Below are 13,834 nucleotides of genomic sequence, written 5' to 3'. Positions count from 1 at the left end.
CGACCTAAAGAAGGGTTTCTCTGTGACCTACCCAACGCCCACTGACCACACGGACCTCGAGCGCGCATACGCGGAGCTGGGGAAGGTTGTGGTTGGCCAGGAGCACCTGATCAAGCAGCTCTTTATCGCGATGCTCGCAGGAGGTCATGTCCTGCTCGAAGGTGTTCCGGGTGTTGCGAAAACTCTGGCAGTGTCTACTTTTGCCAAAGTGATGGGTGGTTCCTACTCCCGCATCCAGTTCACTCCGGATTTGGTGCCATCGGATATTGTCGGCACCCGAATTTTCCGCCAGGACACCTCGGAGTTCATCGTCGAGCCCGGCCCGGTCATGTCAAATATCGTGCTCGCTGATGAAATCAACCGCGCACCGGCGAAGGTGCAGTCGGCACTGCTGGAAGTCATGGCAGAGCACCAGGTGTCCATCGCAGGGGAGTCGACGCCAGTACCGGAGCCGTTTTTGGTCCTGGCCACGCAAAACCCAATTGAAAACCAGGGTGTCTACCCACTGCCGGAGGCTCAGCGGGACCGTTTTCTATTCAAGGTCCTCGTGGGTTACCCCACTCCGGCGGAAGAGCGGGAGATTGTCTACCGCATGGGAGCCACTCCTCCAGTCGCGCAGCAGATTCTCACCCCAGAGAGTGTCCGGGAACTGCAGCGCGCTACCCGCGAAGTCTTTGTCCACCACACACTGATTGACTACATCGTGGCCGTCATCGAACTCACCCGTAATCCGATGCGGGCGGAATTGAAGGATGTCGACCGCTGGCTTTCCTATGGCGCATCGCCGCGTGCGACTCTTGGTGCTGTCGCGGCTGCCCGCGCCCACGCGCTGTTTTCCGGTCGCGACTATGTCGTGCCGGACGATGTGGTCTCCGTGCTTCCCGACGTGCTGCGTCACCGCCTGGTCCTGTCCTATGAGGGCCTGGCCGATGGCGTTACTCCCGAACGGATTATTGACATCGTGTTGTCTCACGTGCGCCTTCCCCAGGGCGCGGGCACTGGCTCCGATGAGGGCACTGCCTCCTAATGTCAGCTCGGGAAGACGATCTTGCACGCGTCCTGGCGTACTTAGAGCTAACTGTTACGCGTAAGCTCAACGGACTTTTGCGCGGCAGCTTTCTTTCCACCGCTACTGGAGATGGCTCTGAGCCGCTTGGCTCCCGCGAATATGTCATCGGCGATGACGTTCGCCAGATGAACTGGGCAGTGACAGCCCGTACTGGAGTGCCGCACGTTCGCACCTCCGAGGCCGAGCGCGAGCTGGAGTGCTGGATCGTCGCCGAACCCGCCGCACGTCTGTCCACGGGCTTGGCCGATGCCACCAAACGACATCTGCTCACCGCCGCTGCCGGCGCTGTAACGATGCTTAACGACGCCCCGGGGTCCCGAACTGGATTAATCGCCGGTGGCACTCCAGTGCCCGCGGGCCAGGGCCGTGCCCACAGCTTGATGCTGCTCAAGCACTTGGCTGACGCGACCGCTGAGCACAATCTCGCCGCGGATATTGACACAGTAATGACCCAGGCTCCGCGCGCTGGGTTATTGGTTATCATCTCGGACTTCCTTGGATCACTCGATTGGGCGCGACCGCTGCGCGTTGCCTCGGCCTCGACAGAGATTATGGCAATCCGCCTGGTCGATCCAGCCGATGAAGCCTTACCCGGCGATGGCCCGGTGGTCATGGCGGATTCAGCAACTGGTGAAACCATTGAACTCAACATCAACGACAAAACCCGCGCCGAGTACGCAGCTCAGGCTAGTGCCCACCATGAGCGTGTAATCAACGAACTGCGCAAATGCCGTGCTCGCGTTATTACCTTGCGTACGGATTCCGATTGGGTACTGGATTTTGCCCGACAAATTGGCCAACATTAGCGTCTGAGTAACCGCTTGTTAGTGCTATTTTTAGGCCACCGACTAACCGGTTATAGCCACTGGTTTATACGCGACTGTTTAGGCGACTGGATGTGAGGAAACTGATACCGCGATGACGTTCCTAAACTCAACTTTTGCGCACCCAGGTTGGCTGCTCGCGCTCGCTCTGCCTCTCGTGGCAGCCGTGGCCTATTGGATCAGCACTAAGCAGCGAAAGCAACGTGCCATTGCCTTTGGCAACTTCACCATCGTTGGGTCACTGGGGAATAAGTCGTCGGCACGCCTACGCCATGTCGTGGCTATCAGTGCGCTGTTGTCTCTAGTTCTGGTCATCATTTCATTGGCCGGTCCGATTTCGGAGACCAAAGTCGCCCGCAACCGAGCGACGGTCATGTTGGTGGTCGACGTTTCGCTGTCCATGTCGGCCACGGATGTTGCGCCCGACCGCATCACTGCTGCTAAAGAAGCCGGCCAAGAGTTCGTGGAGAACCTTCCCGACGACCTCAATATCGGCCTGGTGACGTTCTCTGGCCGCGCTCGCACTGCGGTCAGCCCGACTACCAACCATGACACCGTGAATCGAGCCCTTCAGGCTGCTGAGTTAGATCAGGCGACTGCTACCGGTGATGCCATCGCTGCCGCGCTCGATGCCATCACTCAGTTCAGCGACTCGGTCCAGGGCGGGGGAGAAGGCTCCCCACCAGCGACAATTGTGCTGCTTTCCGACGGCAAACAGACCGTCCCGCAAGAGCTCGACGATCCCCGCGGCGCGTATACCGCCGCCGCCGAAGCCGCCAAGGCCGGGGTGCCTGTCAACACGATTTCGTTCGGTACCGCGCAAGGCGCAATCACGGTTCAGGGCGAGTTAATTCCAGTGCCTAACGACGACGATTCGCTGCGAGAAATCGCACGTCGAACAAAAGGTGAGTTCTTCAGCGCAGGTTCCCTCGAGCAGCTCCGGGATGCATATGGCTCGCTGGAGGATGACATCGGTTACGAACTCAAGCGGGCCGAGAATCCGAGGCCCTATCTGATCGCAGCCTTCGCGATGCTGCTAGTGACCGTGGGCTCACTGCTTGTGACCAATCGTCGAATTCCGCAATAGGGCCGGGTTAGGGTGCCGTCGTAAAGCAATTGGATGGAACCCAGCAGGCAGGAGACCATGAGCATTGAGCAGTCGTCTTATGGTGTCCTCAGACTGCGCTACTAAACTGGTTGCCTATGTCTTCTGATAATTTTGACGCTATCTTGCTGTTGTCTTTCGGCGGTCCCGAAAAGATGGCCGATGTGCGTCCCTTCCTGGAGAATGTCACCCGCGGCCGCGGAATTCCGCCGGAGAGGTTGGACGAGGTCGGTGCTCACTATGCGCACTTCGGCGGCAAGTCCCCGCTCAACGATTTAAACCGCGAAATTGTCTCCAACCTTAAGGCTGAGCTCACTCGCCGTGGCTATGACTTGCCTGTTTATTTCGGGAATCGCAATTGGCATCCGATGGCTGAAGACACCGCGGCAAAGATGGCTGATGACGGCGTTAAACGAGCGCTCGTTTTCGCCACTAGCGCCTGGGGCGGATACTCCGGCTGCCGCCAGTATCACGAAGACATTGCTCGGATGCGCGAATCTCTGGGCGACCGTGCTTTTGACATGGAGAAAATTCGGAGCTTCTACGATCATCCGCTCTTTATAGAAGCCTATGCAGATGCCGTGCGTGAGGCGTTTGCCAAGCTACCGGATGACCGTCGTGACCAGGCCCGGCTTATTTTCACCGCTCACTCTATTCCGGTCTCTGCGGACAAGGCATCTGGGCCGGTAGAACTCGGCGGAAATCTTTACTCTCGCCAGGTCAACGAAGCAGCGCGGCTCGTCGCCGATGCAGTCGGTATCACCGACTTTGACGTCGTCTGGCAGTCCCGCTCGGGCCCGGAGCACGTGCCGTGGTTGGAGCCTGACATCGTCGACCACGTTGAAGCGGAGGTCACCCAAGGCCTTCGATCCGCAGTAGTGTGCCCGATTGGTTTCATCTCGGACCATGTTGAGGTCGCCTGGGATTTGGATGCTGAGCTACAGGATGAAATGGCTCATCACGACATAGTCATCGAGCGTGTCGCAACACCTGGCCCGACGGCTACTTTCACTGACATGCTCGTGGAGCTCATCGAAGAGCGCATCGCAGATGCCGAACCCCGCCGCCTGGGAAGTGAACCGCTACTCGGCTCGGCCTGCAACGGCGCCCCCTGCGCCGCATCCTGTTGCACCCCGGCAAAGCGCCGCCCACACTGATTCCCTTGGCCTCAATTGGACCGCAGGGCAAGGCAAACCTCTAGCGGGTCCACTCCTGAATCGCGTATTCCACCGCGCTCATCCGCGCCTGCCGAATCTTTCGCCACAGCGGGATGAGCTGCGCATCAAACGCGGCGCTGCCGTGCCCCGACTCGCTGCCCTGTGCCACCGCCAGAATCGACGACACCCGATCAGCTCTGGCGAGCACTCCCAGTGCACGGCGCGGCACATCATCCGGAACAAAAGCCATGTCCAGGTGATCATCAAGCATGCCGACCATCAGCCGGGGATCCACCTTCGGGGTACCACTGCTTGACGACGTCAGCGGTGAACGCGGCATCGCCGCAATAGTGGCAGCCGCAACTCGCGCCGCATCCGCCAGCTGCAAATCCGCCTCGCCAGGGGAGAGATAAGCCGGCTCCGGGATGTGTCCTTCGAGCGTGTACCAGTGCCACTGCAGCAGACCGGGCACCGGCGATGTCACTGGTACGAGCGCATGGTTCCAACCCGGCTCCGCATCCGCAATCACAATGGCTGAGCCTGCTGCGCGTGCGGCCTCAGCGGCGTCGGTTCCCGCAGGCAGTGCAGGTGCGTCACCGGGTCCGGAGAGAATAAGGCGGACGAGGGGACGATGGTCACTGTGCCAATCTCCCGCGTCAGTAACCGCTCGAAGAAGGCGGAGCATGTCGCTTCGATCGAGATCAGCGTCGCAATCGATGACATTCGGAACCATGGCGTCGGCAAGCACGAATGTCCCCGGAACTGACGTGGGCCCGCCGAGCGAATCAAGAGCATCGAGGAGATGATCGTAGTTTTCCAAACCCGACAACCATGCGCCCAGCCGAAGGGCGATGTGCTGAGTTGGACTCCAGACCTGGTCGAGAACACTGCGCTGCATAGTGCAGCTCATCCTAGTGCAGTGTGTCGCCGGTTCCGTAACCCATGCTGTTAATCTCAGTATCCATGAGCTTTCAAGACCCGTATCGCAATCAGGACGTGTTTGCTGGCGCACGTGGACACCGCCGTCGTATCCCGCAGCCGGCACGCGAGGTAACAGCAGAAAATGGTGTTGTCGTCGAGGCATCCTATGACGGATTCGTCGGTGCGATTATCGGGTTAGAGAAAACTTTCGACGGCTGGTGCGTTCGGCTGGAGGACCGCCACGGAAAGTCGCGGCTGTTTCCCATGCACGAGCGCGGTTTTCTCATCGATGGCAAACCTGTGACTCTGGTACGGCCGAAGGCAGAACCAAAGAAGCCCTCGCAGGATCTGTCGGCATCGGGCTCGCGCAAGGTCCACAACGTCAAGGCTAAGGTTGCTCTACCCAGCCGTATCTGGGTCGAGGGTATTCATGACGCGGCAATTGTCGAGAAAGTATGGGGCCACGATCTGCGTGTTGAGGGCGTAGTCGTCGAGTATCTGGAGGGCTTGGACAATCTCCCGGAACGCTTGGCCGAATTTGGTCCGGGTCCGAAGCGCCGCGTCGGAGTCCTGGCAGACCACTTGGTGGAAAGCAGTAAAGAAAGCCGCATGACTCAGCAGCTCGGCCCGCATGTGATGGTCACTGGCCACCCATTTATCGATGTCTGGCAGGCGGTCAAGCCCTCGTCGGTAGGCATTGAAGCATGGCCGGAAGTTCCTTACGGGGAGGACTGGAAGACAGGAATCTGCCGTCGCTTGGGCTGGGGAGACGACCCCAAGGAGGGCTGGCGACGCGTCTACGCAGGTGTACACACCTACCGTGATCTGGAGTCGGATTTGATTGGTGCAGTTGAGCGCCTGGTCGACTTCGTCACTGAGCCACATATGCAATACTGATCCCGAAATACTGGCTCCACTCGCTCCACATTTGTTCTCCAAAGTAGGTAGGGTGAGGGCGTGATTTCTCTCCTTTGGCTCGGAGCAAGCCTCCTACTGGTTCTCGGTGAACTCGCGGTCGGAGATTTAGCACTGTTAATGCTCGGAGGTGGTGCGCTGGCCGCGTCCGGTGCGAGCCAGCTTGGAGCGCCGCTTTGGCTGTCAGTGGTTATCTTCGCCGTTGTGTCCGCCGCACTTGTGCTGACAGTTCGCCCTGTGTTGCGCAAGAAGATGGCAAAACCGGACAAGTCCGCCGAACTGGAGTCGCGTCCGGAACTGCTAGCGGGCCGTCATGCTGAGGTCATCGAGCCAGTTTCCTCGTCAGCGGGTCTGATTAAGGTCAATGGCGAGTTGTGGAGCGCGCGCAGTCTTCTGACTGCTCAGACCTTCGATGCGAAGGAAAGAGTCACGATTGTAGAGATTTCGGGCAATACCGCAGTAGTGGACAAGCTGCTCTGAGCAGTCAACTCACTTAAAGGGCGCTCGGAGCACTCTTAGTTACTGACCATCAAATAACTGACCACACAGTTTCTAGCTACGAGGGAATACCATGGAAGGCTTTATCATCCTCGTCGTTTTCATTCTCGTGGTTGTTACCTTGGTTCTCAAAGCGATTGTGCTGGTCCCTCAGGGTGAAGCGGCAATCGTAGAGCGACTGGGACGATACACGCAGACACTGAATAGCGGCCTGAACTTCATCATCCCGATTATTGACCGAGTGCGCGAGAAGGTTGATACCCGTGAGCGTATGGTTACCTTTCCGCCACAGGCAGTGATCACCGAAGACAACCTGACTGTGGCTATCGATACCGTCGTGACCTTCCAGGTCAATGAACCGGATCGGGCGATTTACGGTATCGACGACTACATCTTCGGTGTCGAACAGATCACTACCGCAACGCTTCGCGACGTCGTGGGTGGTCTGACCCTGGAAGAGACACTGACTTCCCGTGACTACATCAACCGCCGTCTGCGCGGCGAGCTGGACGAGGCCACTGCCAAGTGGGGTCTTCGTATCGCTCGTGTGGAGCTGAAGGCTATTGAGCCGCCACCGTCGATTCAGCAGTCGATGGAAAAGCAGATGAAGGCCGATCGCGAGAAGCGCGCCATGATTCTGACTGCGGAAGGTACCCGCGAAGCCGATATTAAAACTGCTGAGGGCCGTAAGCAGGCACAGATTCTGGCCGCCGAGGGTAACAAGCACGCAGCAATTCTGGCTGCTGAAGCGGAGCGTCAGGCAACCATTCTGCGCGCTGAGGGTACTCGCGCCGCTACCTACCTTGAGGCACAGGGTAATGCTCGCGCTATCCAGAAGGTCAACGCCGCTGTCAAGGCTTCACAGTTGACACCTGAGATTCTTGCCTGGCAGTACCTGGAGAAGCTACCTGAGCTGGCAAATAAGGACGGCAATACTGTTTGGATGATTCCGTCGCAGTTCGGTGACAGCCTCGAGAGCTTCGCCAGGGCTTTCGGCAAGAAGGATGCCGACGGTGTCTTCCGCTATGAGCCTCCAGCCGTGAGCCGAGAGACCAAGGAAGAAGCTGAGCAGGGCCGCGATGAGAACTGGTTCGACATGTCGACCAACCCGGAGTTGGCTCGTGCGGTTGCCGCGGCGAACGAGGTCGCTAACCGCCCGGTTGATGATCCGGTAGCTGCAGCAGCTGGTAATACCCCTGAGAGGAAGAAGAACCGCCGCGCCGAGTCGGCTCAGCCCACTCAGCCTGAACAGTTGGGTGGCCAGAACCGCCCGGCAGCGGTTGAACCTGCAACACCGGATGCACCGGCTGCACCGTCAGTTCCCTCCGGCAAACGTGACCTGCCCTCGGCTCCTGGTACCGGTAATACCACTGCAGGCGGCGGTGCCCACTCCACCGATCGTCCAGATTTTTCAGGATGGTCACGTGACCCTTACGCCCCAGAAAATGGGCAGTAAGTTTTTATAACTCGTCAGCTCGCTGAAGCAGGTGGACGGCCAGGTCCCACCCGGCCAGCTCCGCCTGCCAGCCAGCTGCTGCGAGGCGCTGATTGACGGCCTGCTTAGAAACTCCCAATTCTTCCGCGGCCTCTACCTGTGAATAACCAGCGCGAACCAAACCAGTTGCCTCGCGCCCTTCGGGGGACCTGCGAGAGATAACGTGGTGCAGCAATGTGAATGCTGCGCCAATATCCTCCGAGTAGTCCTTACCGCGCGGATTGTTAGTCCGAATGCGGGTTTTTACCGTGCCAGCTCTGCCTCCCTTACCGATGACTGAGCTCGATGCCAGATGCGCTTGCTCAATGTTGTCCTGAGGACAAACACCGATACCTACTGCCCAGTCACCTGCGGCCAATAGCGCCAGCACAAGCGTGGTGACTCCCACAGCATTTTCAGGAGCTGCGCGAAGCTCTTCGATACCTGCAACCTCAACAGTTCCTACGCCTTCCAGGCCGGAAAGTGCCTGCGCAGAGGCCTGAACGTGATCTGCCCTGCGAGTAGATCGACCGCGATACCTAGCAAAGACTGAGTACATACGTTCTAGTCTAGCCCCACCCCTTGACAGTTGGGCTAAGACACGTTCATTCCCTCCGCAAACTCACGGGCAACCAACACCAGCCCGCCGAAAAACTCACGTCTAGTTCAAGAGCGCTAAGCGGTGTTTTAACGTTTCGAAGAACCGGTTACGACAGGGAACTTGGCGTCCGCAAGAAGTCCCAGCAGGCCAAGCACGAGCAGAATTCCCGTGGCCACCGCAAAGCGCACGTCGAAGCCGACCAACAGCGCGTCGCCAAGCAAAACGACGGCGAGTGTGTTCGGCGCCGAACCCAGGGCAGTGGCGATGATATACGGCACGGTGCGTATCGACGACAGCCCACAGGCGTAGTTGAGAAACGAAAATGGCACGCCAGCAATCATGCGCAAGCTGAGCACTGTGAGCCAGCCGCGTTGTTCCAACCGGTGGTCGAGACTGAGGAGACGGCGGTTAGTCAGGTGCGTGCGAAACCAGTCGCGTCCCAAAAACCGCACAATCCAGAGGGAGAGAAGGCCAGACACCGTGGTCGCAGTAATTGCGAGCAGGAAACCTAGCATTGGTCCGAAGAGGATTCCGGAAGCCAAAGTGAATACGGTGCGGGGGATTGGAAACTGAGTCAGTGCAACGTATGCGAGAAAGTAGAGGAGAGGGAACCAGTCACCGGCATCGATGGACCACTGCCGGATGGTAGCGACGGTGGGAACATCGACGTACAGCGTGACGACGACCCCCACACCTACGGCTAGCACCAGCAGAACCTTTTTGAGTGTAGGGGTAATTCGCACATCTGATACGTTCACCCATTTGAGGTTACCGGGGATTGCGGAGAAGCGTGTGACCTGCGAGTTGGGGGCTCTGCAAGGAGGGCGAATCAGTGGCTAAAGGCGTTTGCCCTTTATTTCACTAGGATGGGAGTCAAGGTCACTATGCCTTGGCTCGAGCACTTGACGTGCCCGTCAGCACAAAACCGAACGTAAGGGTATTGCACAAGTAGCTGAAAAGTTCAGTGCACGGACACTCGGGTGAGTCTTAGCGTCTGACTAGTGGCTCTTATTGACTATTGGAGGAAGCCAACGCCTTTAGATCCCTTTCCGTCGCGGAGAATTCGGAAATTGTCGCAACCGAATATCCTCGGCCATGGATTGATGGGGGCGTTGCTTAGAACATGTAAGGGAGAAGGTCTGTCGTGACTGACCGAACGACCCCCGAATCACCTTCCACGCTGCCACCAAACTTCGAGGAATTGCAGAATTCCTGGTATCAGGGCGTGGCCAAGGTATTCGCGCGGGTGCACAAGCAAGACGTTGCAGATGTACCGCTCGATATTTGGAAACGACTGATTCAGACCACCTACGACGGTGTCGATGTCCGTCCGCTCTACACCCGCGCGGATGAGCATGCGGAAAGCCCAGCTCCGGGTCAGTTCCCATTCGTCCGTGGCGCAAAGGTCACTTCGGACAACACCAACGGTTGGGGCGTTCGAGAGACCTTCAGTCGCCAATACCCGGGTGAGGATGCCCTTGACCCAAAGGCCGTCAACGAGACTCTGCTGACTGCCCTGGAAAACGGCACCACGGACATCCGCCTGGACTTCACCGGCTCCCTCGAAGCCGCTGACGTGCCAGCTCTGCTTAACAATGTCTACCTCGACCTTGCTCCGATTGCCGTACATGCTGGTAAGAAGACTGCACAGGTTGCGGAAGCACTGACGTCCTACATCGAGCAGGTAAACCCGACTAATCCGGACAACATCGCAGTAGAGCTTTCTGCAGCTCCGCTGACCTCTGCTTTTGCCGGTATTGATGATGTTTCTCTCGACGAGGCCATTCAGCTGGCCGTCAAGGCAGCTAAGCAGCCGGGCGACGTCCGCGCCCTGCTTGTCGACGGCGTTGTTTTCTCCAACTTGGGTGCAAACAACATCCAGGAGATCGGCTACAGCCTCGCCGTTGGTGTCGCCTACCTGCGTGCGCTGACTAAAGCGGGCTTGAGCGCTGAAGAAGCGCTCGGCCAGATTTCTTTCCGCTTTGCCGCTACCGACGACCAGTTCGACACCATTGCGAAGTTCCGCGCCGCTCGCGTTCTGTGGGCCCGCGTTGCTGAGGTCATCGGTGCCCCTGAATCTGGCCGCGCTCCGATGCACGCCGTGACAGCCCCGGTCATGTTCAGCCAGCGCGATCCGTGGGTCAACATGCTGCGTGTAACTGTCGCCTCCTTCGCCGCAGGTGTCGGCGGTGCTTCCTCAGTTGAGGTTCTGCCGTTTGATTACGCAGTTGTCGGCGGCATGCCGAACGTCTCCAAGACTTTCAAGGCTCGCATCGCTCGCAACACCAACCTGTTGCTGCTGGAAGAGTCTCACCTTGGTTACGTCGCCGACCCAGCAGGTGGCTCCTACTTCGTGGAGGACCTGACCGAGGAAATGGCCGACAAGGCGTGGGAGATCTTCACCGGCACTGAGGCCGCCGGCGGTTTCACCTCCGCAGAGGCCGATATTCGCACCGCCCTGGACGCTACCTGGGAAAAGCGCCGCGCCGATATCGCGCATCGCCGCACCAAGGTCACCGCTATCAACGAGTTCCCGAACCTGGCTGAAGCCCCACTGGCTCCCGAGGCTCGCCCGGAGGGCGATCCGATTCGCCGTTGGGCACGCGACTTCGAGGCGCTGCGCAACCGCTCCGATGACTTCCTGGCTGAAAAGGGCAACCGTCCGCTGATTGCCATGCTGCCGCTGGGTCCGCTGGCCAAGCACAACATCCGCACTGGTTTTACCTCCAACCTGCTGGCTTCCGGCGGTATCGCCGTCGCTAACCCCGGCCAGGTTGTGCCGGGCGAGGCCGGTTTCGAAGAGGCAGTGAAGGCCTCTCCGATTGTCGTGCTGTGCGCAGCCGACAGCGAGTACGAGACCTCGGGCCAGGACGCTGTCAAGGCCGCCCGCGCCGCAGGCGCTAAGGAGGTCCTGGTGGCCGGCTCCGAGAAGAGCTTCGCTAATGCCGCTGAAGACGCTCGCCCCGACGGATACCTGAACATGACCATCGATGCTGTCGCGGAGCTGTCCCGACTGCTGAACGAACTGGGAGCGTGAAGGAAGTAATGACCACCATCCCAAATTTCGCTGACATCTCCCGCAACACCGACGACGCGGCAGCTGCCACCAACAAGGCAGCTGCCGCGGAAGCTGGTGAAGTGTGGACCATTCCAGAAGGCATCGACGTCAAGCGTGTCTACGATCGCGCTGACCGCGACGCCGCAGCTGCCGAGGGTCACCCGGTAGATTCTTTCCCGGGTATCGCCCCATTCATGCGCGGGCCGTACCCGACCATGTACACCAACCAGCCGTGGACTATTCGCCAGTACGCTGGTTTCTCCACCGCAGCTGAATCCAACGCCTTCTACCGCCGCAACCTCGCGGCCGGCCAGAAGGGTCTTTCGGTCGCTTTCGACCTGGCGACCCACCGCGGTTACGACTCGGACAACCCGCGTGTGTCCGGCGACGTCGGTATGGCCGGTGTGGCAATTGACTCGATTTACGACATGCGTGAGCTCTTCCAGGGCATTGACCTGGGCGGTGTCTCGGTGTCTATGACCATGAACGGCGCTGTGCTGCCGATTCTGGCCTTCTACATTGTCACTGCTGAAGAGCAGGGCGTTTCGACTGAGCAACTGCGCGGTACGATCCAGAACGACATTCTCAAGGAGTTCATGGTTCGTAACACCTACATTTACCCGCCGAAGCCCTCGATGCGAATCATCTCTTCGATCTTCGAGTACACCTCGGCAAAAATGCCGAAATTCAACTCGATTTCGATTTCCGGCTACCACATTCAGGAAGCCGGCGCGACGGCCGACCTCGAGCTCGCTTACACGCTTGCCGACGGCATCGAGTACCTGCGGGCCGGTATTGACGCTGGCTTGGAAGTTGATAAGTTCGCTCCGCGTCTGTCCTTCTTCTGGGGCATCTCGATGAACACCTTCACCGAGATTGCCAAGCTGCGTGCAGGCCGTATCCTCTGGTCTGAGCTGGTTGGCAAGTTTGGTCCGAAGAACCCGAAGTCGCAGTCCCTGCGTACTCACTCGCAGACCTCCGGTTGGTCGCTGACCGCCCAGGACGTCTACAACAACGTCGCTCGTACTGCTGTTGAGGCTATGGCCGCAACGCAGGGCCACACCCAGTCGCTGCACACCAACGCCCTGGACGAGGCCTTGGCACTGCCGACTGACTTCTCGGCCCGTATTGCTCGTAACACTCAGCTGCTGCTCCAGCAGGAGTCCAACACCACGCGTCCGGTTGATCCGTGGGCTGGTTCCTACTACATCGAGTGGTTGACCAACGAGCTGGTCAAGCGTGCACGCCAGCACATCGACGAGGTCGAAGAGGCTGGCGGTATGGCACAGGCCACTATCGAGGGCATTCCGAAGCTCCGCATTGAAGAGGCGGCAGCTCGTACGCAGGCTCGTATTGACTCGGGGCGCCAGGCTCTCATTGGCGTGAATAAGTACCAGGTCGAAGAAGACGAGGCCATCGAGGTTCTCAAGGTTGAGAATTCCCGCGTACGCCAGGAGCAGATTGACAAGCTGGCTCGCCTGCGTGCCGAGCGCGACGAGGAAGAGGTTCAGAAGGCACTGGCCGCTCTGACCGACGCTTGCCGTAACCCGGGTGAACCGGGGGACCTGGACAAGAACCTGTTGAAGCTCGCTGTCGACTGTGCTCGCGCCATGGCCTCCATCGGTGAAATCTCCGACGCAATGGAAGAGGTCTTTGGCCGCCACCAGGCCGAGATTCGTACCCTCTCCGGCGTCTACAAGGACGAAGTTGGCAAGGAGGGTGCCGTGTCTAACGTCTCCAAGGCCATCGCCATGGCCGATAAGTTCGAAGAGCAGGAAGGTCGCCGTCCGCGTATCTTCCTGGCCAAGATGGGCCAGGATGGTCACGACCGCGGCCAGAAGGTCATCGCGTCCGCCTACGCGGACCTCGGCATGGACGTTGACGTGGGGCCGTTGTTCCAGACTCCGGAGGAGGCCGCCAAATCGGCAGTCGACTCGGATGTCCACGTCGTCGGTGTTTCTTCGCTAGCCGCCGGACACCTGACGCTCGTGCCTGCTCTTCGCGATGAGCTGGCAAAGCTGGGTCGCGAGGACATCATGATTGTCGTCGGTGGTGTTATCCCACCGGGCGACTTCCAGGAACTCTACGATGCCGGCGCCGCGGCTATTTACCCGCCGGGCACTGTCATCGCTGATTCGGCAATCGACATGATGACCAAGCTCTCTGCCGAGCTGGGCCTCGACATTGCCGTTGACGAAGAGTCCTAATTAAC

Annotated in this window: 12 protein-coding genes; 9 read left to right on the top strand and 3 right to left on the bottom strand. The window is 59.1% G+C overall.

The annotated features are described in order from the left end of the window. The first annotated feature begins 22 nt into the window (after window positions 1–22). From HMPREF2651_RS07115 to HMPREF2651_RS07100, 4 genes are all read left to right on the top strand, one after another. Complete coding sequence (locus HMPREF2651_RS07115; protein WP_049181028.1) at window positions 23–1,027, top strand: AAA family ATPase; 1,005 nt, start codon at window positions 23–25, stop codon at window positions 1,025–1,027. Continuing rightward, the gene (locus HMPREF2651_RS07110) at window positions 1,027–1,875 is read left to right on the top strand and encodes a DUF58 domain-containing protein (RefSeq protein WP_049181029.1); all 849 of its coding nucleotides are present in this window, start codon (window positions 1,027–1,029) and stop codon (window positions 1,873–1,875) included. Before HMPREF2651_RS07115 ends, HMPREF2651_RS07110 begins: the two co-directional genes overlap by 1 nt. A 112-nt stretch (window positions 1,876–1,987) precedes the next feature. Next, on the top strand, window positions 1,988–2,980 hold the full coding sequence (locus HMPREF2651_RS07105) for a VWA domain-containing protein (RefSeq protein WP_038625418.1): 993 nt from the start codon (window positions 1,988–1,990) through the stop codon (window positions 2,978–2,980). A gap of 116 nt (window positions 2,981–3,096) precedes the next feature. Further along, on the top strand, window positions 3,097–4,155 hold the full coding sequence (locus HMPREF2651_RS07100) for a ferrochelatase (RefSeq protein ID WP_049181030.1): 1,059 nt from the start codon (window positions 3,097–3,099) through the stop codon (window positions 4,153–4,155). Between the two features lie 40 nt (window positions 4,156–4,195). On the opposite strand, the gene HMPREF2651_RS07095 is transcribed toward HMPREF2651_RS07100, so the two are convergent. Further along, a complete protein-coding gene (locus HMPREF2651_RS07095; RefSeq protein WP_246817345.1) occupies window positions 4,196–5,065 on the bottom strand; it encodes a hypothetical protein in 870 nt (289 codons plus the stop codon). A 53-nt stretch (window positions 5,066–5,118) separates the two neighbouring features. On the opposite strand from HMPREF2651_RS07095, the gene HMPREF2651_RS07090 reads away from it, so the two are divergent. The 3 genes from HMPREF2651_RS07090 (at window position 5,119) to HMPREF2651_RS07080 (ending at window position 7,945) form a co-directional block, all read left to right on the top strand. After that, window positions 5,119–5,973: a DUF3097 domain-containing protein gene (locus HMPREF2651_RS07090; RefSeq protein ID WP_038625425.1), complete on the top strand. Its 855-nt coding sequence runs from the start codon at window positions 5,119–5,121 to the stop codon at window positions 5,971–5,973. A 60-nt stretch (window positions 5,974–6,033) separates the two neighbouring features. Next, on the top strand, window positions 6,034–6,471 hold the full coding sequence (locus HMPREF2651_RS07085) for an NfeD family protein (RefSeq protein ID WP_038625427.1): 438 nt from the start codon (window positions 6,034–6,036) through the stop codon (window positions 6,469–6,471). Window positions 6,472–6,562: 91 nt separating this feature from the next. Continuing rightward, complete coding sequence (locus tag HMPREF2651_RS07080) at window positions 6,563–7,945, top strand: SPFH domain-containing protein (RefSeq protein WP_038625429.1); 1,383 nt, start codon at window positions 6,563–6,565, stop codon at window positions 7,943–7,945. A gap of 4 nt (window positions 7,946–7,949) precedes the next feature. On the opposite strand, the gene HMPREF2651_RS07075 is transcribed toward HMPREF2651_RS07080, so the two are convergent. Both HMPREF2651_RS07075 and HMPREF2651_RS07070 read right to left on the bottom strand, forming a co-directional pair. Continuing rightward, window positions 7,950–8,522 (bottom strand): hypothetical protein, encoded by a 573-nt coding sequence (locus HMPREF2651_RS07075; RefSeq protein WP_038625431.1) that lies wholly within the window; start codon window positions 8,520–8,522, stop codon window positions 7,950–7,952. 128 nt (window positions 8,523–8,650) lie between these two features. Continuing rightward, window positions 8,651–9,322: a TVP38/TMEM64 family protein gene (locus HMPREF2651_RS07070; RefSeq protein ID WP_052155516.1), complete on the bottom strand. Its 672-nt coding sequence runs from the start codon at window positions 9,320–9,322 to the stop codon at window positions 8,651–8,653. Window positions 9,323–9,708: 386 nt separating this feature from the next. Between HMPREF2651_RS07070 and HMPREF2651_RS07065 the strand changes: the two genes are divergently transcribed. Both HMPREF2651_RS07065 and scpA read left to right on the top strand, forming a co-directional pair. Beyond that, window positions 9,709–11,601, top strand: coding sequence for a methylmalonyl-CoA mutase family protein (locus HMPREF2651_RS07065; RefSeq protein WP_038625435.1), 1,893 nt, complete (start codon window positions 9,709–9,711; stop codon window positions 11,599–11,601). An 8-nt stretch (window positions 11,602–11,609) separates the two neighbouring features. Continuing rightward, on the top strand, window positions 11,610–13,829 hold the full coding sequence (scpA, locus tag HMPREF2651_RS07060) for a methylmalonyl-CoA mutase (protein ID WP_038625437.1): 2,220 nt from the start codon (window positions 11,610–11,612) through the stop codon (window positions 13,827–13,829). The last annotated feature ends 5 nt before the right edge of the window (window positions 13,830–13,834 follow it).

The organism is Corynebacterium sp. HMSC063A05 (genome assembly GCF_001809695.1).
Classification (GTDB): Bacteria; Actinomycetota; Actinomycetes; order Mycobacteriales; family Mycobacteriaceae; genus Corynebacterium; species Corynebacterium amycolatum.
The sequence above is the reverse complement of the archived record's forward strand: the minus strand, read 5'-3'. Positions and strand labels throughout refer to the sequence as shown.

What these genes read in the sequence shown, in the direction of transcription:
- HMPREF2651_RS07110 (WP_049181029.1), top strand. Translation starts at nt 1,027, where the DNA reads ATGTCAGCTCGGGAAGACGATCTTGCACGCGTCCTGGCGTACTTAGAG.
- HMPREF2651_RS07105 (WP_038625418.1), top strand. Translation starts at nt 1,988, where the DNA reads ATGACGTTCCTAAACTCAACTTTTGCGCACCCAGGTTGGCTGCTCGCG.
- HMPREF2651_RS07100 (WP_049181030.1), top strand. Translation starts at nt 3,097, where the DNA reads ATGTCTTCTGATAATTTTGACGCTATCTTGCTGTTGTCTTTCGGCGGT.
- HMPREF2651_RS07095 (WP_246817345.1), bottom strand. Translation starts at nt 5,065, where the DNA reads ATGAGCTGCACTATGCAGCGCAGTGTTCTCGACCAGGTCTGGAGTCCA.
- HMPREF2651_RS07090 (WP_038625425.1), top strand. Translation starts at nt 5,119, where the DNA reads ATGAGCTTTCAAGACCCGTATCGCAATCAGGACGTGTTTGCTGGCGCA.
- HMPREF2651_RS07080 (WP_038625429.1), top strand. Translation starts at nt 6,563, where the DNA reads ATGGAAGGCTTTATCATCCTCGTCGTTTTCATTCTCGTGGTTGTTACC.
- HMPREF2651_RS07075 (WP_038625431.1), bottom strand. Translation starts at nt 8,522, where the DNA reads ATGTACTCAGTCTTTGCTAGGTATCGCGGTCGATCTACTCGCAGGGCA.
- scpA (WP_038625437.1), top strand. Translation starts at nt 11,610, where the DNA reads ATGACCACCATCCCAAATTTCGCTGACATCTCCCGCAACACCGACGAC.